The 17,725-nt window shown below is 71.6% G+C and carries 20 protein-coding genes; 8 read left to right on the plus strand and 12 right to left on the minus strand.

Annotation, left to right across the window (positions count from 1 at the left end):
- Positions 1–18 precede the first annotated feature (18 nt).
- Genes meaB through V5E28_RS04435 form a run of 5 tightly spaced genes read left to right on the plus strand, consistent with a single transcriptional unit; the run spans position 19 to position 3,837 of the window.
- Positions 19–978, plus strand: a complete 960-nt coding sequence (gene meaB, locus V5E28_RS04415; RefSeq protein WP_336205047.1) for a methylmalonyl Co-A mutase-associated GTPase MeaB — start codon at positions 19–21, stop codon at positions 976–978.
- 57 nt (positions 979–1,035) lie between these two features.
- Positions 1,036–1,683, plus strand: a complete 648-nt coding sequence (locus V5E28_RS04420; RefSeq protein WP_336205048.1) for a TetR/AcrR family transcriptional regulator — start codon at positions 1,036–1,038, stop codon at positions 1,681–1,683.
- Positions 1,680–2,102: an acyl-CoA thioesterase gene (locus V5E28_RS04425; RefSeq protein WP_336205049.1), complete on the plus strand. Its 423-nt coding sequence runs from the start codon at positions 1,680–1,682 to the stop codon at positions 2,100–2,102. The genes V5E28_RS04420 and V5E28_RS04425 overlap by 4 nt, the downstream gene beginning before the upstream one ends.
- 41 nt (positions 2,103–2,143) lie before the next feature.
- Positions 2,144–2,761, plus strand: a complete 618-nt coding sequence (locus tag V5E28_RS04430; protein WP_336205050.1) for a TetR/AcrR family transcriptional regulator — start codon at positions 2,144–2,146, stop codon at positions 2,759–2,761.
- Positions 2,758–3,837, plus strand: a complete 1,080-nt coding sequence (locus V5E28_RS04435; RefSeq protein ID WP_336205051.1) for an acyltransferase family protein — start codon at positions 2,758–2,760, stop codon at positions 3,835–3,837. Before V5E28_RS04430 ends, V5E28_RS04435 begins: the two co-directional genes overlap by 4 nt.
- Here the strand turns inward: V5E28_RS04435 and V5E28_RS04440 are convergent.
- Together V5E28_RS04440 and V5E28_RS04445 are read right to left on the minus strand one after the other, a co-directional pair.
- Complete coding sequence (locus V5E28_RS04440) at positions 3,821–4,192, minus strand: acyl-CoA thioesterase (RefSeq protein ID WP_336205052.1); 372 nt, start codon at positions 4,190–4,192, stop codon at positions 3,821–3,823. The genes V5E28_RS04435 and V5E28_RS04440 overlap by 17 nt on opposite strands.
- A gap of 15 nt (positions 4,193–4,207) precedes the next feature.
- Positions 4,208–5,968 (minus strand): AMP-dependent synthetase/ligase, encoded by a 1,761-nt coding sequence (locus V5E28_RS04445; RefSeq protein WP_336205053.1) that lies wholly within the window; start codon positions 5,966–5,968, stop codon positions 4,208–4,210.
- Positions 5,969–6,120: 152 nt separating this feature from the next.
- Here V5E28_RS04445 and V5E28_RS04450 point away from each other — a divergent pair, with 152 nt between their 5' ends.
- The gene (locus V5E28_RS04450) at positions 6,121–7,098 is read left to right on the plus strand and encodes a hypothetical protein (protein WP_336205054.1); all 978 of its coding nucleotides are present in this window, start codon (positions 6,121–6,123) and stop codon (positions 7,096–7,098) included.
- 56 nt (positions 7,099–7,154) lie between these two features.
- Here the strand turns inward: V5E28_RS04450 and V5E28_RS04455 are convergent, their stop codons facing one another.
- The gene (locus V5E28_RS04455; RefSeq protein WP_336205055.1) at positions 7,155–7,430 is read right to left on the minus strand and encodes a TFIIB-type zinc ribbon-containing protein; all 276 of its coding nucleotides are present in this window, start codon (positions 7,428–7,430) and stop codon (positions 7,155–7,157) included.
- Positions 7,431–7,486: 56 nt separating this feature from the next.
- Complete coding sequence (locus V5E28_RS04460) at positions 7,487–8,341, minus strand: aminoglycoside phosphotransferase family protein (protein WP_336205056.1); 855 nt, start codon at positions 8,339–8,341, stop codon at positions 7,487–7,489.
- Positions 8,342–8,372: 31 nt separating this feature from the next.
- Between V5E28_RS04460 and V5E28_RS04465 the strand changes: the two genes are divergently transcribed.
- The gene (locus tag V5E28_RS04465) at positions 8,373–9,263 is read left to right on the plus strand and encodes a TIGR03619 family F420-dependent LLM class oxidoreductase (RefSeq protein ID WP_336205057.1); all 891 of its coding nucleotides are present in this window, start codon (positions 8,373–8,375) and stop codon (positions 9,261–9,263) included.
- 3 nt (positions 9,264–9,266) lie between these two features.
- Here the strand turns inward: V5E28_RS04465 and V5E28_RS04470 are convergent, their stop codons facing one another.
- From V5E28_RS04470 to murQ, 3 genes are all read right to left on the minus strand, one after another.
- On the minus strand, positions 9,267–9,647 hold the full coding sequence (locus tag V5E28_RS04470; protein ID WP_336205058.1) for a VOC family protein: 381 nt from the start codon (positions 9,645–9,647) through the stop codon (positions 9,267–9,269).
- A gap of 40 nt (positions 9,648–9,687) precedes the next feature.
- Positions 9,688–10,740, minus strand: coding sequence for a serine hydrolase domain-containing protein (locus V5E28_RS04475; protein WP_336205059.1), 1,053 nt, complete (start codon positions 10,738–10,740; stop codon positions 9,688–9,690).
- Positions 10,741–10,815: 75 nt separating this feature from the next.
- Positions 10,816–11,715, minus strand: a complete 900-nt coding sequence (murQ, locus tag V5E28_RS04480) for an N-acetylmuramic acid 6-phosphate etherase (protein WP_336205060.1) — start codon at positions 11,713–11,715, stop codon at positions 10,816–10,818.
- Positions 11,716–11,773: 58 nt separating this feature from the next.
- Here murQ and V5E28_RS04485 point away from each other — a divergent pair, with 58 nt between their 5' ends.
- Positions 11,774–12,886 (plus strand): exo-beta-N-acetylmuramidase NamZ family protein, encoded by a 1,113-nt coding sequence (locus tag V5E28_RS04485; protein WP_336205061.1) that lies wholly within the window; start codon positions 11,774–11,776, stop codon positions 12,884–12,886.
- A 2-nt stretch (positions 12,887–12,888) separates the two neighbouring features.
- Here V5E28_RS04485 and V5E28_RS04490 read toward each other — a convergent pair whose 3' ends face one another.
- From V5E28_RS04490 to V5E28_RS04510, 5 genes are read right to left on the minus strand one after another with little or no spacing between them, the layout of a single operon-like run.
- A complete protein-coding gene (locus V5E28_RS04490; RefSeq protein ID WP_336205062.1) occupies positions 12,889–13,815 on the minus strand; it encodes a GNAT family N-acetyltransferase in 927 nt (308 codons plus the stop codon).
- Between the two features lie 2 nt (positions 13,816–13,817).
- Positions 13,818–14,828 (minus strand): ABC transporter ATP-binding protein, encoded by a 1,011-nt coding sequence (locus tag V5E28_RS04495; protein ID WP_336205063.1) that lies wholly within the window; start codon positions 14,826–14,828, stop codon positions 13,818–13,820.
- Positions 14,825–15,811, minus strand: coding sequence for an ABC transporter ATP-binding protein (locus V5E28_RS04500; RefSeq protein ID WP_336205064.1), 987 nt, complete (start codon positions 15,809–15,811; stop codon positions 14,825–14,827). The genes V5E28_RS04495 and V5E28_RS04500 overlap by 4 nt, the downstream gene beginning before the upstream one ends.
- A gap of 2 nt (positions 15,812–15,813) precedes the next feature.
- On the minus strand, positions 15,814–16,719 hold the full coding sequence (locus V5E28_RS04505; protein WP_336205065.1) for an ABC transporter permease: 906 nt from the start codon (positions 16,717–16,719) through the stop codon (positions 15,814–15,816).
- A complete protein-coding gene (locus V5E28_RS04510; RefSeq protein ID WP_336205066.1) occupies positions 16,716–17,723 on the minus strand; it encodes an ABC transporter permease in 1,008 nt (335 codons plus the stop codon). The genes V5E28_RS04505 and V5E28_RS04510 overlap by 4 nt, the downstream gene beginning before the upstream one ends.
- Between the last annotated feature and the right edge of the window lie 2 nt (positions 17,724–17,725).

The raw sequence follows: 17,725 nt of genomic DNA on the forward strand, positions 1-17,725 counted from the left end.
GAAGACAAGGAGGCGGGGGTGCGGTCGCTGGAGGACTACGTCCAGGGCGTCAAGGCGGGCTCGCGCACGTGGATCGCCCGAGCGATCACGCTCGTCGAGTCCACCAGACCCGATCACATGGCACTGGCGCAACGGCTGCTCGTCGAGCTGACCCCGATCGCGGGCCAGGCCACGCGGGTGGGCGTCTCCGGCGTGCCCGGCGTCGGCAAGTCCACCTTCGTCGACGCGCTCGGCACGCTGCTGACCGGCCGGGGCCACAAGGTCGCCGTGCTGGCCGTGGACCCTTCCTCCACCAGGACGGGCGGCAGCATCCTCGGCGACAAGACCCGCATGGCCCGCCTGTCCACCGACCCCGCCGCGTTCATCCGTCCCTCACCCAGCTCCGGCACCCTCGGCGGCGTCACCAAGGCGACCAGGGAGGCGATGGTCGTGGTGGAGGCGGCCGGGTTCGACGTGGTGCTGGTCGAGACCGTCGGCGTCGGCCAGTCCGAGACCGCCGTCGCCGACATGGTGGACACGTTCCTGCTGCTGACGCTCGCCCGCACGGGAGACCAGCTCCAGGGCATCAAGAAGGGCGTGCTGGAGCTGGCGGACGTCATCGCGGTCAACAAGGCCGACGGCGAGCACGCGCTCGCGGCCAGGAAGGCGGCGCGCGAGCTGGCCGGGGCGCTGCGCATGCTGCGCTCCGACACGTCCGCGCCTCCGGTGCTCACCTGCAGCGCGCTCACCGGCGACGGGCTGGAGGAGCTGTGGCGGCAGGTCCTCGCCCACAAGCAGGGCCTCGACCTGGCCGCCAAGCGACGCCTGCAGCAGGTGCGGTGGACCTGGACGATGGTCCGCGACCGCCTGCTCGCCGAGCTGCGCGACGACCCGGCGGTGGCGGCGATCAGCGACGAGGTGGAGCGCGAGGTGCTGGCCGGCACCCTGCCCCCGTCCCTGGCGGCGGACCGGCTGCTGTCGGCCTTCAAGCGAGCCTGATCCGGCCTGCCCTGCCCGGTTATACGAACGATCGGTCGGTCTTATATAGTCGGCCGCATGGCAGGGAACAGAAGGGACGGCCGGCTGCTCCGGGGTGAGCGCAGCCGGGAGGCGATCCTGGGGCAGGCGGTGTCGCTGGCCTCGGTGCACGGGCTGGGCGGGCTCAGCCTGGGCCGGTTGGCCGAGGCGGCGGGCGTGAGCAAGTCCGGATTTTTCGCACATTGGCGAGACAAGGAGCAGCTCCAGCTCGACGCCGTCGAGTGGGCGAGGCTGCAGTGGATCGAGCACATCGTGCAGCCCGCCCTGCAGGCTCCCGCGGGAGTCCGGCGGGTGCTGGCGCTGCACGAGGCCCGGCTGCGGTTCTACGCCGACGAGGTGCTGCCGGGCGGCTGCTTCTTCTTCGTGGCCCAGGTCGAGTTCGACGACCGGCCGGGGCCCGTCCGCGACCGGATCGCCAAGGCGCTGGCCGGCTGGGTGGGGTTCATCGAGCAGGTCGTGGAGGAGGCGGTGGCGCTGGGTGAGCTGTCCGCCGACACCGACCCGGGGCAGCTCGCCTACGAGATCGACGCCCTGGGCGAGGCCGCCGTCACCCACGCCCGGCTGCTCGATCGCGACGCCGCCTACCGGCGCGCCCACCGCGCGGTGCTCCAGCGTCTGCGCGCCCTGGCCACCGACCCCGCACTGCTCCCGGAGGACCCGTCGTGACCGAGATCCGCACCGTCCAGATCCACTTCGACGACCTGGACGCGATGGGCCTGCTGCACAACTCGCGCTACGCGCTGCTCGTCGAGCGCGCGGTCTCGGCCTTCTGGGCCGACCAGGGGTGGACCTTCGACCCCGCGACCTCCCGGTTCAAGGACGTCTACCTGGCGGTCCGCGAGTTCAAGATCACCTACAACGTGCCCATCATGGGGGCGGGGGAGGTGCTCGTGGAGTTCTGGATGGACCGGATGGGCCGCACCAGCGGGGTGTACGGGTTCCGGGTGCTGTCGGCGGACCGGTCGGTCGTCCACGCCGACGGCTATCGGGTGAACGTCAACCTCGACCCCGCCACCCTGCGCCCGGCTCCCTTCAGCCCCGAGATCCGCGAAGCCGCCACGCCGCTCCTGGGCGCCCCCGCCTGAGGCGCGGCACGGTCTCTGGCCGTTCGTGTTAGATTTTGGCCGTGCGGCCAGAAATCAAGCCAAGCGGTCAGAAGGGCCGATCCTTCATCGAGGAGGCGCGGCGCGCGCAGATCATCGCCGCCGCCATCGAGGTGATCGCCGACCTCGGGTTCGCCCGCGCGTCGCTGGCCCGGATCGCCGAGCGCGCCGGGATCAGCAAGGGCGTCATCTCCTACCACTTCACCGGCAAGAACGAGCTGATGGAGGAGGTGGTCAACCAGGTCTACACGTCGATCGCCGACCACGTGATCGTCAGGATGGACGGGGTCGGCACGGCCACCGGCCTGCTCCGGACGCACATCCTGTCCGTCACTGAGCACATGCGCGGCAACCGCACGCAGCTCAAGGCGCTCGGCGAGATCTTCTCCAACCTGCGCACCGACGACGGGCAGCCCCGCTACGGCATCCACACCAACGAGGAGCTCTACCGGTCGCTGGAAGCGATCTACCGCCTCGGCCAGGAGAGTGGCGAGTTCCGCCGGTTCGACGTCCGCGTGATGGCCATCACCCACTCGTCCGCCATCGACAACATGTTCGCCTACTGGATCGTCCACCCCGACCACGACCTCGACGCGCACGCCAGGGAGCTGGCGGACCTGTTCGAAAGGGCCGTCTCATGAAGACCGAGCCGAGGGCCGCCACCAGGCTCTTCGCCATCGACAACCTGCGGGTGACGCTGACCGTGCTGGTCGTCGTCCACCACGTCGCCCTCACCTACGGCAACATCCCGCTGTGGTACTACACCGAGCCCGCCCGCGACGCCTCCGGCGCCGTCCTGGACATCCTGGTGATGATCAACCAGGCGTTCTTCATGGGGTTCTTCTTCCTCGTCTCCGGCTTCTTCACCCCCGGCTCCCACGACCGCAAGGGCGGGCGCGCCTTCTTACGCGACCGGCTGGTGCGGCTCGGCATTCCCCTGCTGGTCTATCTGCTCCTGCTGCGCCCCCTGGTCACCCTCGGCATCTACGCCGACCAGGACGGCATGCCCTACTGGATGTTCTACCTCGGCTCGTGGGACCCGGGGCCGATGTGGTTCGCCGAGGTGCTGCTCGGCTTCGCCCTCCTGTACGCGCTTTTCAGGCGCTGGAGGCGGCCGGTCGAGGCGAGCCCGTCGGCGTTGCGGCCGCGGTGGATCGTGCTGTTCGTGCTCTGCCTGTCGGTGGCGACGTTCCTGTGGCGGATCCCGGTGCCGGTCGGCAGCTACGTGCCGGTGCTCGGGCTGCCCACACCCAACTTCCTGCCGCAGTACGCGAGCATGTTCGTCGCCGGGATCGTCGCTTTCAGGCGCGGCTGGTTCGAGACGCTGCCCGTCCGGGCCGGTCGGCTCGGGTTCGTCGTGGCGGGCGTCTCCTCGGTGGTGCTGGTGCCGCTCTCGGCGATCACCACCGGGGCGGTGTCGGCGGCGCTGACCGCGACCTGGGAGTCCACGTTCGCGGTCAGCCTGATCATCGGGCTCGTGGTGCTCTTCAGAGAGCGGTTCGGCGCGCAGGGGCCGCGTGGCAGGTGGCTGTCGGAGCACGCGTTCACCGTCTACGTCGTCCATCCGCTGGTGCTCGTCGCCGTCGGCTACGCGCTGAGCGGCCTGCAGGCCGTCGCCGTCGTCAAGTTCGCCGTCGCGGTGGCCGTCTCGCTGCCGCTCTGCTGGGCTCTGGCCTACCTGGTGCGCTCGCTGCCCGGAGCTAAGCGGGTGCTGTGAGCATCGCCGGGAGCGGGACGGGCCCACCGTCGCGCACGCACACGTAGACCAGCGTGCCGACGGCCACCAGCTCGTCCTCGTGGCGCAGGGTGAACGTCATCGTGATCGAGGTGGTGCCGACCCGCGCGGGGCGGGTCTCGACCGTCAGCACCTGGTCGAGGCGGGCGGGTGCGTGATGCTCGCAACCGCTCGCCTTGATCACCAGGTCCGCGCCGGCCTCGCGCAGCCGCCCGTAGCCGCCCCGCTCGTCGAGCCAGTCGAGCATCGCGTCCTCGAAGAACTCGTAGTAGCGGATCGCGTGCACCATCGCCTGCGCGTCGCAGTGGCGCGGGCGCACCCGCAGCAGGGAGGCCATGGGTTTCCGCAGTCCCTACACCGTCTCCTTGTAGAAGGAGTCCAGGGTGTCGCCGTAACGCTCTTCGACCGACTTGCGCTTGACCTTGAGGCTGGGCGTGAGCTCTCCGCCCTCGACCGTGAAGTCCTCGGCCAGGATGGAGAACTTCTTGATGGTGGCGTAGCTGGCCTGGTCGGCGTTGACCTGGTCGACCGCCTTCTCGACCTCCTCGCGCATGCGCGGATGCGTGCGCAGCTCCTCCGGGTCGGTGGGCAGGCCCTCCGACTCGGCCCACGGCCTGGTCACGTCCATGTCCAGCGTCACCAGCGCCGTGCAGTAGTTGCGCCGGTCGCCGTGCACGAACACGTGCGACACGAACGGGCAGGCGGCCTTGATCCGGCCCTCCAGGTGGGTGGGCGCGACGTACTTGCCGCCGGAGGTCTTGATCAACTCCTTCTTGCGGTCGGTGATCATCAGCCGGCCCTGGTCGTCGAGCTCGCCGATGTCGCCGGTGTGCAGCCAGCCGTCCTCCAGCGCGTCGGCGGTCTCCTCCGGCAGGTCGTGGTAGCCGCGCATGATGCCGCGCCCGCCGATCAGCACCTCTCCGTCCTCGGCGATGCGCACCTGCGTGCCGGGCAGCGGCAGCCCGACCGTGCCGAACCTCACGTTGTCGGGCCGGTTGAGGAAGCTGCCGGCCGAGGACTCGGTGAGGCCGTAGCCCTCCAGGATGGTCAGGCCCGCCGCGTCGAAGAACTCGGCGATCTCCTGCGAGAGCGGCGCCGCCCCGGAGATGAAGAAGCGGATGCGGCCGCCGAACCTGGCGCGCAGCTTGCTGAAGACCAGCCGGTCGGCCACGCCGTACTCCAGGCGGGTGGTCAGCGGGATCCCCGCGCCGCGCTGGCGGGCCTTGACGACCCTGATGCCCGTGGCCCGTGCCCAGTTGAAGATCTTCAGCTTGGCGCCGCCCTCGCGCTGCTGGGTGGCGGCAACCGTGTTGTGGATCTTCTCGAAGATGCGCGGGGCGGCCGCCATGAAGGTCGGCTGGAGCGCGCCCAGGTTGTCGGCGATCCGGTCCAGGCGGCCGTCGATCGCGGTGGGCACGCCGATGCCGATCATCACGACCTCGAGCAGCTTGCCGAACGAGTGCGACAGCGGCAGCCAGAGGAAGTGCAGGTCGTCGCCGCTGAGCAGGTCGAGCTCGCGCACGGCGCCGGCGGCGTACAGCCAGTTGTCGTGGGTGAGCACCACGCCCTTGGGGCGGCCCGTCGTGCCGGAGGTGTAGATGAGGGTGGCCACGTCGTCCGGGCCGATGGCGTCCACCATCGCGTCGTAGTCGCCCTCGCCGCTCACCGAGTCCAGGGTGACCACCCAGCCGTCGTCGCTGGGCGTGCCGTCGATCACCACGACCCGCGTGACGTCGGGCAGCTCCTTCTGCACGGACCTGAGCTTGGCCACCTGGTCGTCGTTCTCGGCGATGACGACGGTGCTGCCGGAGTCCGTGATGACGAACGCCGACTCGGCCGCGGTGTTGGAGGGGTAGATCGTGGTGGTGGCCGCGCCGGTCGACAGCACCGCCAGGTCGCACAGGATCCACTCGACCCTGGTGGAGCAGAGGATCGAGACCCTGGCGCCCGGCCCCGCCCCCAGCTCGGCCAGCCCCAGCGACAGCCCGCGCACCCGCTCCCCGACGTCCTGCCACGACAACGAGGCCCAGCCGTCGCCTGACGGCATTCGGTACGCCTCGGCTTCGGGGGTGGCCGCGATCCGGTCGCGCAGCAGGGCGGGGATGCTCGACATGCCTGACCTCCAGTGGGGGTGTTGAGCAGACTCTAGGACTAATGGAGCGTTTCAGTCGATGGTCCCGTCCTGTCACGTGGCGGGCCGGAGCGACGGTGGACTGGCCTGAACGCGATTGACGTGGTGGGATGAAGCGGGCGATAGTGTGGCAGGTGGCTGCCTCCCGGATGATCTCCTGCGCACTCGCCCTGGCGACACTCACGCTCAGCGCGTGCACCTCAGCCCCCACCCTGACCGGCGGTGAGCCGACCGCCGGCGGCGTCGCCGGAGGGGGCGAGTCCAGCGCCACCGGCGCTCCGGTCGAGAGCTCCAGCCCGACCCCCAGCGCGCTGACCGCCGAGGCGTACAAGGGCGAGCTCGAGACCAGGCAAAAGGCCATGGGCGACGCGATCAAGTCCATGGTGGGCGCGCGCACCGTCAAGACGCTCGACCAGCGGGTCGGGCGTGCCCAGCAGGCACTGGACGGCGCCGCCACCGAGCTCGCCGCGCTGGCGCCGCCCCCCGAGGTCCAGGTCCAGCACGACGCCTACATCACCAGCCTGCGCGACGTCGCCACCGACCTCGACTCGGCGGCGACCAAGGTCGGCGCCCGCGACCTGTGCACCCCGCCGGCCGTGCTCACCGACCTCGGCGACGCGCTGGGCGCGCTCGACAAGGCGGGCGAGGCGCTGCAGAAGGCGGGAGACTATCCGGCCGACATCGTGACGGTGAAGGCCGGTAGCAAGCAGAGCAGGCGGCTGAGCAACGGCCAGTTCCTGCGCAGGGGCGGCCTGGGCGGGCGCAGCTCCCTGCAGATCCACAACGGCGCCAGCCGCGACGCGGTGGTCAACATCATGCGCGGCAAGTCCAAGGTGCTCAGCGTGTACGTGCGCCGGAAGGCGAAATTCAAGATCAACGGCGTCAGCGACGGCACCTACCGGATCTACTTCACGCACGGCGTCGACTGGGACCGCAAGCGGAAGGCCTTCAGCCGCGACTGCAGCTTCGAACGGTTTCAGAAGTCGGTGAAATTCAAGACGACCGTCACCGCCACGCAGATCCTCTGGCACGACTGGCGCGTCACGCTGCACGCGATCTCGGGCGGCAACGCCCGCACCGCACCGGTCGACCCGGACGACTTCCCGGGCTGAGCCGGAGCGAATCCGGGGGCCGCGCTTCACGGGTGCGCGGCCCCCGCACAGGCGGATCAGCTGGAGAAGAGCATGCCCACCCAGCTGCGCTGGCGGTTGTGGCCGTAGTGGCCACCGTGACCGCCGTGACCGCCGCCACGGTGGGGAGGGGCACCCCACGCCGGGCCGGGCGCGGGAGGCGGGGGAGCGGCGTGGTAGGCCGACTCCATCTGGGACAGCGTCTCGAGCTCGCCATAGTCCAGGAAGATCCCACGGCAGTTGTCACACTGCTCGATGTGGACGCCGTTGCGCTCATATGTCCGCATGTTGCCGCGGCACTTCGGGCACTGCATCTAGTCGGTCTCCTCGGCCTCGTAGTGTTGAGCAAAACCTACCGCGCGCAACGCCGTCACGCTCTGACGATTCTGTTGCACGATTCGACCAACGAATGCTCGACCTCGTCGAGTTCCCGGCCCTCGCGGGCGGCGTTGACCACCGCCACCGCGGCCAGTTGCACGGTCAGCGCCCTGGCGGGCAGGTCGAGCCGCTGCCAGGGGTCCTCGCCCGCGCCCAGGGCGGGCCCGCCCGACGCCTGATAGGCACCCAGGAACCGGTCCCAGACGTCAGGGTCGAGTAACCCCGCGGCATACCAGGCCGCGGGTCTGGCCAGGTCCCACGCCGGGTCGCCGGCGCCCAGGTCGTCCACGTCGATGAGCAGCCAGCGGTCGCGGTGGACGAGCTGGCCCAGATGCCAGTCGCCGTGGGTCACCAGGGCCGGGGACGGCTCGGGGTCGGGTAACTCCGCGAACGCCCGCCGTACGAGCTGCTCGACGGGACCGTCGCCGGCCATCCGCCGCACCGCGCGCGCCGCCCGGGCGGGACCGCCGGCGGCGGGCAGGGGCGGCAGCAGCGTGAGCGGGACCGCGTGCAGCCGGGCCAGCAACCTGGCCCCCTCCTCCCACGGGGCGGAGTCGGTCTCGTCCTGCCGGATGGGACGCCCGGCGGGCCAGACCGTCACCGCGCGGCCCGCCACCGACAGCACCTCCGGCTCCAGCGGCGCCAGCATCACCCCGGCCAGCGCCGCCGAGGCGGTGGCGCGCAGGCGGGGCCGCAGCGCGGCCACGTCGTCGCGCAGCGAGTGCGCCTTGACCACCACCTCGCCGCGGCGCAGCACCACCACGTCCGTGCGCGTCGGGTGGAGCACCGGCTCGCCCGCGCCGCCATACGCGCCGGCGACCCCGGCCAACTCCGCCTCAAGACCCACCCGTACAGAGTAGAGGGCCAGACTAGGGGGCATGAGAATGGGTTTCGCCGTGCCTCAGTCAGGGCCCTGGGCCACCCCGGACAACATGCGCCGTGTCGCCACCCGGGCGGAGGAGCTCGGCTATCACGAGCTGTGGACCTTCCAGCGGCTGCTCTACCCCGTCGGGCATCCGATGGGGCCCACCTACCGCAGCGTCCACGACCCGCTCGTCACCCTGGCCTACCTGGCCGGGACGACGAGCGCCATCCGGCTCGGCGTGGCCGTCGTCAACGCCTTCGTCCAGCCGGTGGTGCTGGCCAAGCAGCTCGCCACGCTCCAGGCCGTCTCCGGCGGCAGGCTGACGGCCGGGCTCGGGCTGGGGTGGCTGCCCGAGGAGTTCGAGGCCGCCGGCGTCGGCTTCGCGCACCGGGGGCGCAGGGGCGAGGAGTTCGTCGAAGTGCTGCGCAAGGCCTGGACGGACGAGGTGGTCGAGCACCGGGGCGAGTTCTTCCGTGTCCCGCCGTCGCATCAGGACCCCAAGCCGTCGCCGGCGCCGCCCATCCTGCTGGGCGGCACCGCCGAGGTGGCGCTGCGCCGGGCCGGCCGGCTGGCGGACGGGTGGGTCAGTTCCAGCAGGGAGGACCTGTCGGCCATCGGACCGCGGATCGAGATCATCAAGGCGGCGGCGCGGGAGGCGGGCCGGGACGGGGACGAGCTGCGCTTCGTCTGCCGGGGCGTGACGCGGGTCAGGGCCGGCGCCGGTGAACGGCGGCCACCGCTCACCGGCACGCCGGAGCAGATCCGCGGCGACGTCGACGCGCTCGCGGCCGAGGGCGTGACGGACGTCTTCCACGACCTCAACTTCGACCCGGACATCGTCACCGCGGACCCGAAGGAGGCGATGCGGCGGGCCGAGGAGGCGCTGGAGGCCCTGGCCCCGTAGGACTCAGCCGCCCCCGTACGGGACGGTGATGATCTCCAGGTTGTGGCCGTTGGGGTCGAGCCAGTAGAGGCCCCTGCCGCCGTCGTTGGTGTTGATCTGGCCGGCGTGGCGGTGGAAGGGGTCGGCGTAGTAGGTGAGGCCGTAGCGCTTGATGCGGCCCCAGATCTCGTCGAACTCGTCCTCGCCGACCAGGAAGGCGTAGTGCTGCGGGTGCACGTCCGGGCCGGCCTGGACGACGTCGAGCGAGACGCCGTTGCCGAGCGAGACCACCTTGAACGGTCCGAAGGTCTCGGCGGGCTGGAGGCCGAGCACGTCCACCAGGAACTCGGCGGTCACGTCCCTGTCTCGGGCTTCCACGATCGTATGGTTCAGCTGCACGGGCATGGGGGTGCTCCTTTCCGCTCCAGAGCCAGGCTATGCGCCCTCAGGCCGCCAGGCGCAGCGCCTCGGCGGCGACCGCGGCGCGCAGGTCGCGGATGCCGTCACGGCCGCGCACGGGGTGCACGGCGTTGGTCAGCAGGATCACCGTCAGCCGGTGGGCGGGGGCGACGACCAGGCTGGTGCCGGTGAACCCGGAGTGGCCGAAGGCGCCCGCCAGCGGGCCGACGATGCCGGGGTCGCCGAGGCGCACGCCGAGCCCGTGCCGGAACGGAGCCCCCTCGGCCCCCTGGTCGCGCAGCATCTCGGCGACGGTCTCCGGGCGCAGCATGGGGCCGCCGCCGAGCCGTAGCGTCTCGCCGAGGCTCAGCAGATCGTCGGCGGTGCCGAACACCCCCGCGTGCCCGGCGACGCCGCCGAGCGCGTGAGAGGTCTCGTCGTGGACCTCGCCGCGCACGCAGCCGGGGCCGGGACGCTCGGGCTTCCACTCCGTGGCGGCGATCCGGGGGAGCAGCTCGGGCGCCGGCCGGTAGCCGGTGTCGGACAGGCCCAGCACCTCGGTGACGCGGGCGCGGACCAGCGCGTCGAGCGGGGCGCCGGCCGCCACCTCCGCCACCCGGCCCGCCATGATCATGCCGACGTCGGAGTAGAGGTAGGGCCCGCCGACCGGCGCGGTGATCGGCGTGTCCAGCATGGCCCCCATGCGGGTGGCCGGGTCCGCGCCCGGCAGCTCCAGGTCGATGCGTCGGATGGGCTGGAGCCCCGCCGTGTGCGTCAGCAGGCGGCGCAGCGTGATGCGCGCGTCGCGGCCCGGCAGCCAGGTCGCGACCGGTTCGTCGAGATCCAGCAGGCCCTCGTCGAGCAGCGACCCGATGGCTGAGGTGGTGAACAGCTTGCTGATCGAGGCCAGGTCGAAGAGCGAGTCGCGGCGCGCGGGCGGCCTGTCCCCCGCGAGTGTGAAGTCCGTGTCCGTGTAGCGGACGAGCTCTCCGGTGGCCGAGGCCGCGACGACGGCGCCGTCCACGGCGACGAGCGCCACCGCCGCGGAGCACACGCGCGGCACCGCGCCCGCCAGGATGGCGTCCAGCCGATCAGACATCCCCGTTACCTCCCCGTACGTCACCCCACACGCGTCGTGGGGTGGAGTCGAAGCCCCCTGGTGATCCAGGCGCCGTCAGCCGCTCAGCGCGTCGCTGAGGCGCTCGCCGTGCGAGCGCAGCAGGGCCCGTGCCCCCTCCGCGTCCAGGCCGTGCCGGATCATCAGCACCGCCACCTTGGCCTGACCGCCGGCCGCGTCCAGGGCCTCGCCCGCCGCGTCGTGGTCGGCGCCGGTGATGTCGCTGACCATGCGGACCGCCCGTCCCGCCAGCTTGCTGTTCATCGCCGACATCTCGATCATCTTGTTGCCGTACGTGCGGCCGAGCCGGACCATCGAGATGGTGGAGATCATGTTGAGCACCAGCTTCTGGGCGGTGCCGGCCTTGAGCCGGGTGGAGCCGGTCACCACCTCGGGCCCCACGACGACCTCGATCGCGTGCTTGGCGGCGGCCGACAGCGGCGCGGCGTCGTTGCACGACAGGCCGACGGTCAGCGCCTCCCGCCGGGTCGCCTCAGCCAGCGCGCCCAGCACGAAGGGGGCGCGCCCGCTGGCCGAGACGCCCACCACCGAGTCGAGCGGACCCACGTCCAGGCCGGCCAGGGCGGCGGCGCCGGCTCCCGCGTCGTCCTCCGCGCCCTCGATGGAGCGGGTGAGCGCGTCGTGGCCGCCCGCGATGATGCCCTGCACCAGCTCGGGGTCGGTGCCGAAGGTGGGCGGGCACTCGGAGGCGTCGAGCACGGCCAGCCGTCCCGACGTGCCGGCGCCCACGTACAGGAGCCGGCCGCCCTTGGCCATGCGTGCGGAGATCGCGTCGATGGCGTCGGAGATGGCCGGGACGGCCAGCGCGACCGCCGCCGGGACGGCAGCGTCGGCCTGGTTCATCAGCCTGGCGATCTGCGCCGTCGGCAACTGGTCGATCTGGCTGTAGCGGGGATCGCTCTGCTCGGTGGGCAGCTCGGGTAGCGGATCAATCATGACGCTAATTTCCACCCTTTACTTCTCTCTTGTAAATATCTTTCAGACAATGGGGTTCATGTCATACATACGCACCGGAGCTGAACGGCTGGCCACGGATCCCGCGCTGGCGGGTGGAGCGCGCCTCGGCCTGATCACCAACCCCACCGGAGTCCTGCCCGACCTGACCCCTACCGCCGACGCGCTCCTGGCGGCCGGCGCGCCGCTGACCGCGCTGTTCGGGCCCGAACACGGCGTCAGAGGCACCGCCCAGGCGAGCTTCAGCGAGCCGGACACCGTCGACGTCCGCACCGGGCTGCCGGTCGTCGACACCTACAAGGCCGCCGGCGAGGCGCTGGACGAGCTCGTGGCGCGCTCCGGAGTGGACACGCTGGTGTTCGACATCGCCGACGTGGGCGCCCGCTTCTACACCTACGTCTGGTCGATGTACGACCTGCTGGCGTCGGCGGCCAGGCTGGGGCTGCGGTTCGTGGTGCTCGACCGGCCCAACCCGCTGGGCGGCACGGTCGCCGAGGGGCCGCTGCTCGACCCGGCGTTCGCCAGCTTCGTGGGCAGGTTCCCGCTGCCGCTGCGGCACGGCAGGACGGTGGGGGAGCTGGCCGTGCTGTTCGGCTTCGACGTGGACCTGCACGTGGTCCGGATGGAGGGCTGGCGGCGCGAGCAGGCGTTCGCCGACACGGGCCTGCCCTGGGTGATGCCGTCGGTGAACATGCCGACGCCCGCCACCGCGCTGGTCTATCCCGGCACCGGGCTGTTCGAGGGGACCAACTTCTCCGAGGGGCGCGGCACCACCCGGCCGTTCGAGCTGATCGGCGCGCCGTACGTGGACGACGGGTTCGCGCCCGCGCTCTCCGCGCTCGGCCTGCCGGGGGTGCGCTTCAGGGAGACCTGGTTCACCCCGGCGTTCCACAAGCACGCGGGCATCCAGGTGCGCGGCGTCCAGCTCCACGTGCACGACGAGGCGGAGTTCAGGCCGGTGCTCACCGGACTGTCCATGCTGCACGTGGCCCGCACCCTCTACGCCGACCATCTGGTGTGGCGGGGGCCCGAGCTGTTCATGGACCACCTGTGGGGCTCCGACACGCTCAGCAGGTGCCTGGACGCGGGCGAGGACCCGCGCGAGCTCTGCCCCGACCCCGCTCACCCGGATGGACCGCTCCTTTACGGGTGACTTCACGCCAGTTCGCGCCCGTACAGCCAGAAGACGCGTTCGGCGCGGGCGCCGACGGCGCGCGAGTAGAACCGCAGCGGGCCGACCCAGCCGATCTGGGCGGTCCGCTGGCCGGCGGCACGCTGGTCGGCCAGGCAGCGGCGCAGCAGCACCCGGCCCAGCCCGAGCCCCTGAGAGGCGGGCGCGGTGCCCATGGGGCCGAACCAGGTCGGACGCGCGCCCCAGGCGGCGAAGGCCAGGATGCGGCCGTCGCGCTCGGCGTAGTGCACGCCGGCGGCGTTGGCGGCCTCCCACGCCCAGCTGTCGTTCCAGTGCTCGGCGACGAACGCCGCCACCCGCTCGCGGTCGCGGCCGGCCGCGACCACGCTGACGCCCGCCTTCGCGAGCCGCTGGACGTCGTCCTCGACGGACAGCTCCGCCGACAGGTCCGCGGTCATGTTCCAGGCGACGTCGTAGCGCTCGTAGCCGAGGCTCTCGGCCAGGGACGCGGCGGCGGTGTAGCGCACGTCGACGCCCGGCCAGGCGTAGCAGGGCGGGTTCCCGGCGAAGCGGGCCCGCGCCGCGCCCTCGGCGCGCAGCCACTCCTCGGCCGCGCGCACCAGCTTCCGGCCGAGCCCGTGCCCCTGCGCGTCCGGGTGTACGGCCAGCAGGTCGATGTGGCCGACGGCCGGGTCGCGGGTGGACACGGACGCCATCGCGACCCCGCCGTCCGCCAGCAGCGCCGTCCACCGGCGGTCCGCCGGCGGGCGGGCAAGCCGCCGCACCAGCGCGGCGGCCTCGGCGGCGTCGTAGGTCAGCGCCGCCCGCGCCACCTCTCCGGCCTCGGCCAGCCCGGCGGCGGCCGGCTCCCCGGTCCGGCGCACGTCACCCGTGGCCTGACCGGGGCCGGCGGCCGGGCCGTGGGCGTGCTCGTCGGGGCGAGGGAGCACGGTCACACCTCGCTCAGCGGGCGCGCGATCACGCTGCGGCGCTCAGGGTAGAAGCAGGCGTGCTCCTGCGGATGGCCCTCCGTGACCTGCAGAAGCGGGCGCTCGCTCGTGCACCGCTCGCCGCGGAACGGGCAGCGGCCGGCGAACAGGCAGCCGGTCTCGTCCTGGCCCGGGTCCAGCGGCTCCAGCGGCACCACCGGCTGCTCACCCGGCTGCTCCAGGCCGTGCAGCACCGGGATGGCCGACAGCAGCGACTGGGTGTAGGGGTGGACGGGGTCGGCGATGATCGTGTCCACCGGGCCGCGCTCGACGACCTGGCCCCGGTAGATGACGTACAGCTCGCCGTCGCCGCCGATGTAGCGGGCGGTGGCCACGTCGTGGGTGATGAACAGCACGCTGACGCCGAGCCGCTCGCGCAGGTCCTTCAGCAGTGCCAGGATGCCCAGCCGGAGCGACACGTCGATCATCGAGACGGCCTCGTCGGCGACGAGCATCTCGGGGTCGACCGTCAGCGCGCGGGCGATGACGACCCGCTGCCGCATCCCGCCGGACAGCTGGTGCGGATAGCGGGCCAGCACGGTGCCGGGGTCCAGGCCCACCAGCGACAGCACCTCGGCGGCCCGCTCCTCGATCCACGCCTTGGACCGGCCGGTCTGCTTGGCGCGCAGGCTCAGCGGGGCGTGCAGCGTCTGGTGGATGGTGCGGGTCGGGTTCAGGGCCGAGTAGGGGTCCTGGTGGATCAGCTGGATCTTGCGGAAGTGCGGCTGCCGCTGCTTGGGCTTCAGCTCCGACAGGGCCGTGCCGCCGATGACCAGCTCGCCCTCGTCGTAGGACTCCAGCCCGGCGATGATCCTGCCCAACGTGGTCTTGCCGCAGCCGGACTCGCCGATGAAGGAGGCGGCGCCGCCCTTCGGGATCGCGAAGTCCACGCCGCGCAGCGCGCGCACCTCCCGGCTGCCGAGGATCGTGCCCCGCTGCCTGAAGGACTTGACGATGCCGCTTCCGGTAATCACGCGTGCTCCTTCACCGTCACCGCATGGCAGGCGACGATCCTCGATCCGTGCGGGACGGCCGCGGGATCCTCGGTGTCGCAGACGTCCATCCGCAGCGCGCACCGGTCCCGGAAGACGCAGCCCCGGTCCGGCACCGTCGTCAGCGTCGGCGGCCGTCCGGGCAGCGCCCGGGCCTCGTCGATGTCGCCCACCAGGCGGGGGATGGCCTTGATGAGGCCCCTGGTGTAGGGGTGGCTGGGCGCGCCCAGCACCTCCCGCGTCGGGCCCTGCTCCACCAGCCGCCCGCCGTACATGACGGCGAGCCGGTCGGCGACCTCGGCCACCACGCCGATGTCGTGCGTGATCACCAGGGTGGTCAGCCCGCGCTCGGCGTGCACCTCACGGATGATCTTCAGGATGTTCGCCTGCGTGATCATGTCCAGGGCGGTGGTCGGCTCGTCCAGCACCACCAGGTGGGCGTTGAGCACCAGCGCCAGCATGATGCCGACGCGCTGGCGCATGCCGCCCGACAGCTCGTGCTGGTGCGAGTCGAGCACCCTGGCGCCGTCCAGGCCCATCCGGCCCAGCAGCTCCTTCGCCTCGCGGACCAGGCCCGGCAGGTCCTCCACGCCGTGCGAGCGGCCCAGATCGAGCAGCTGCTTGCCGACCGTCTTGAGCGGGTTGAGGGAGTTCTGGGCCGCCTGGAAGACGTACCCGATGTGCTTGCCCCTGGCCTTGCGGAGCTGCTCGCCCCGCAGGCCCGCCACGTCTCCGAGACCGTCGATCTCGACGCTGCCGGCCGCGATCCGGCCGGGCGGCTGCACCGCGTTCAGCAGCGACAGCGCCAGCGTCGACTTGCCGGAGCCGGACTCGCCGACGATGCCGGTGATCGTGCCCGGCTCCAGGGTCAGGCTGACGTCCCGCACGGCGGGCAGCTCGCCCGCCGAGGTCTTGTAGACGACCGTGAGGCCGCCGATGCGCACTCCCGGCGCTTGTTCTGGCACTGCTACTCCTCGCGCAGCCGGGGATTGAAGATCTCGTCCATGGCGTCGACCACCAGCACGATGCCGAGCGTCAGCAGCAGGATCGCCAGCAGCGGCGCCATCAGATAGCCCAGGGCGTTCGGCTGGATCATGGCGCCCGCCTGGAACACGGCCAGGTTGAGCATCACGCCCCAGTTGTCCGACTCGTACGGCAGCACGCCCAGGAAGAACAGGCCGACCTGCGCGTACACGGCTCCGGTGACCGCGATGAGCATGTTCATCGCGATGTACGGGGCCATGCTGGGCAGCAGTTCCTTGCCCACGATGTGTCCGGTGGACAGGCCGAGCCCGCGCGCCGCCTCGATGAAGCCGCGCTCACGCAGGGACAGCGTCTGCGCGCGCACCGCCCGCGCCACGCCGCCCCAGCCGAGCAGGCCGAGCACCAGGCCCATCTGGATCGGGCTGCCGAACTTCCAGACCGTCGCCAGCACGAGCAGCAGCGGCAGGCCGGGGATGGTGAGCTTCATGTCGGTGACCCGCATGATCACGGTGTCCCAGCGGCCCCGCTTGAAGCCCGAGAACAGGCCGAGCCCGGTGCCGACGACGACCGTGATGAGCGCGGTCACCGCGGCGCAGAGCAGGACGTAGCGGGAGCCGGTGATGACCAGCGCGAGCACGTCGCGGCCCTGCGGGTCGGTGCCGAACCAGTGCTCCCAGCTCGGCGGCTGGGTGATCGCCTCGACGTTGCCGGGCAGGTGCTCCGGGAAGAACATCGGCCCGAAGACGCCCATGAACGCGAAGCCGACGACGATGACCACGCCGGCCATCCGGCTCGGCTTGCGCTTCATCACCCGCCATACGCCCTGCCAGAAGTTGCGGCGCATGGTCGCGGTGGCGGACCCGGCCTCGGGGATGAGCGTGGCGCTCATCTCGCCTCCTCTCCGCTGCGCACCCGCGGGTCGATGACCGTGTAGAACAGGTCGGCCACGATGTTGGCCACGATGACCGCGACGGTGATCAGCAGGAAGGCCCCGCCCATCGTCGCGTAGTCGCGGTCGTTGACGCTGTCGATGAGCAGCAGTCCGAGCCCGGGATAGTTGAAGATCTTCTCGATGAAGACGGCCCCGCCGAGCAGCAGCCCCAGCGACAGCGCGAGGATCGTGAACAGCGGCAGGATCGCGTTGCGCGCGATGTAGCGGAAGACGATCGAGCGCTTCATCCCGCGCAGCTCGGCGGCCAGGATGAAGTCGTCGCCCAGCACGGTGACCACGCTGGACTTCATCGCCAGGATCCAGCCGCCGTAGGCCGACAGGGCGTAGGTGACCACCGGCAGCACCGCGTGCTCGGCGAGCGAGCCGATGTAGCCGGCGTTGAAGCCCGGTTCGAACAGGATGTCCACCGGCCCGTCGGCGGGCAGGATCGGGATCAGCGTCGCGAAGATCACCACGAGCAGCATGGCGAGCACGTACTGCGGGATCCCGTGCAGCAGCGAGCCGGAGATCGCCAGCGCGTCGCCCAGCTTGCCGGTGCGCTTGATGGCCGCGTAGACGCCGAGGATGACCCCGACGAGGAAGCTCAGCAGCGTGCCGGCCAGCACCGGTAGAACGGTCCACTTCGCCTTCTCGGCCAGCACGTCCAGCACGGGGGTGCCCGGCCGGGTGACGGACTCGCCGAGGTCGAGGCGGAGCAGCCCGCCCATGTAGTCGAGGTACTGCTGCCAGAGCGTGCCGTCGGGCTGGAAGCCGTAGAGCACCTTGACCGACTGCGCGGCCGCGTCGGGCGACATGCCCTGCTCGATCAGCTTCTCGAAACGGGCGGCCATCGGGTCGCCGGGGATGTTGTTGATGATGAAGAAGCTGATCGTGGCGACCACCAGGATCATGACGAACCCGCGGGCCAGGTGGCCCGCGAGTCGGCGTGCGATGAGCGTCATGG

Origin of the sequence: Nonomuraea sp. LPB2021202275-12-8 (assembly GCF_037044575.1) — a bacterium.
Classification (GTDB): Bacteria; Actinomycetota; Actinomycetes; order Streptosporangiales; family Streptosporangiaceae; genus Nonomuraea.

What these genes read in the sequence shown, in the direction of transcription:
- V5E28_RS04420 (WP_336205048.1), top strand. Translation starts at nt 1,036, where the DNA reads ATGGCAGGGAACAGAAGGGACGGCCGGCTGCTCCGGGGTGAGCGCAGC.
- V5E28_RS04435 (WP_336205051.1), top strand. Translation starts at nt 2,758, where the DNA reads ATGAAGACCGAGCCGAGGGCCGCCACCAGGCTCTTCGCCATCGACAAC.
- V5E28_RS04440 (WP_336205052.1), bottom strand. Translation starts at nt 4,192, where the DNA reads ATGGCCTCCCTGCTGCGGGTGCGCCCGCGCCACTGCGACGCGCAGGCG.
- V5E28_RS04445 (WP_336205053.1), bottom strand. Translation starts at nt 5,968, where the DNA reads ATGTCGAGCATCCCCGCCCTGCTGCGCGACCGGATCGCGGCCACCCCC.
- V5E28_RS04455 (WP_336205055.1), bottom strand. Translation starts at nt 7,430, where the DNA reads ATGCAGTGCCCGAAGTGCCGCGGCAACATGCGGACATATGAGCGCAAC.
- V5E28_RS04465 (WP_336205057.1), top strand. Translation starts at nt 8,373, where the DNA reads ATGAGAATGGGTTTCGCCGTGCCTCAGTCAGGGCCCTGGGCCACCCCG.
- V5E28_RS04470 (WP_336205058.1), bottom strand. Translation starts at nt 9,647, where the DNA reads ATGCCCGTGCAGCTGAACCATACGATCGTGGAAGCCCGAGACAGGGAC.
- V5E28_RS04475 (WP_336205059.1), bottom strand. Translation starts at nt 10,740, where the DNA reads ATGTCTGATCGGCTGGACGCCATCCTGGCGGGCGCGGTGCCGCGCGTG.
- murQ (WP_336205060.1), bottom strand. Translation starts at nt 11,715, where the DNA reads ATGATTGATCCGCTACCCGAGCTGCCCACCGAGCAGAGCGATCCCCGC.
- V5E28_RS04485 (WP_336205061.1), top strand. Translation starts at nt 11,774, where the DNA reads ATGTCATACATACGCACCGGAGCTGAACGGCTGGCCACGGATCCCGCG.
- V5E28_RS04505 (WP_336205065.1), bottom strand. Translation starts at nt 16,719, where the DNA reads ATGAGCGCCACGCTCATCCCCGAGGCCGGGTCCGCCACCGCGACCATG.
- V5E28_RS04510 (WP_336205066.1), bottom strand. Translation starts at nt 17,723, where the DNA reads ATGACGCTCATCGCACGCCGACTCGCGGGCCACCTGGCCCGCGGGTTC.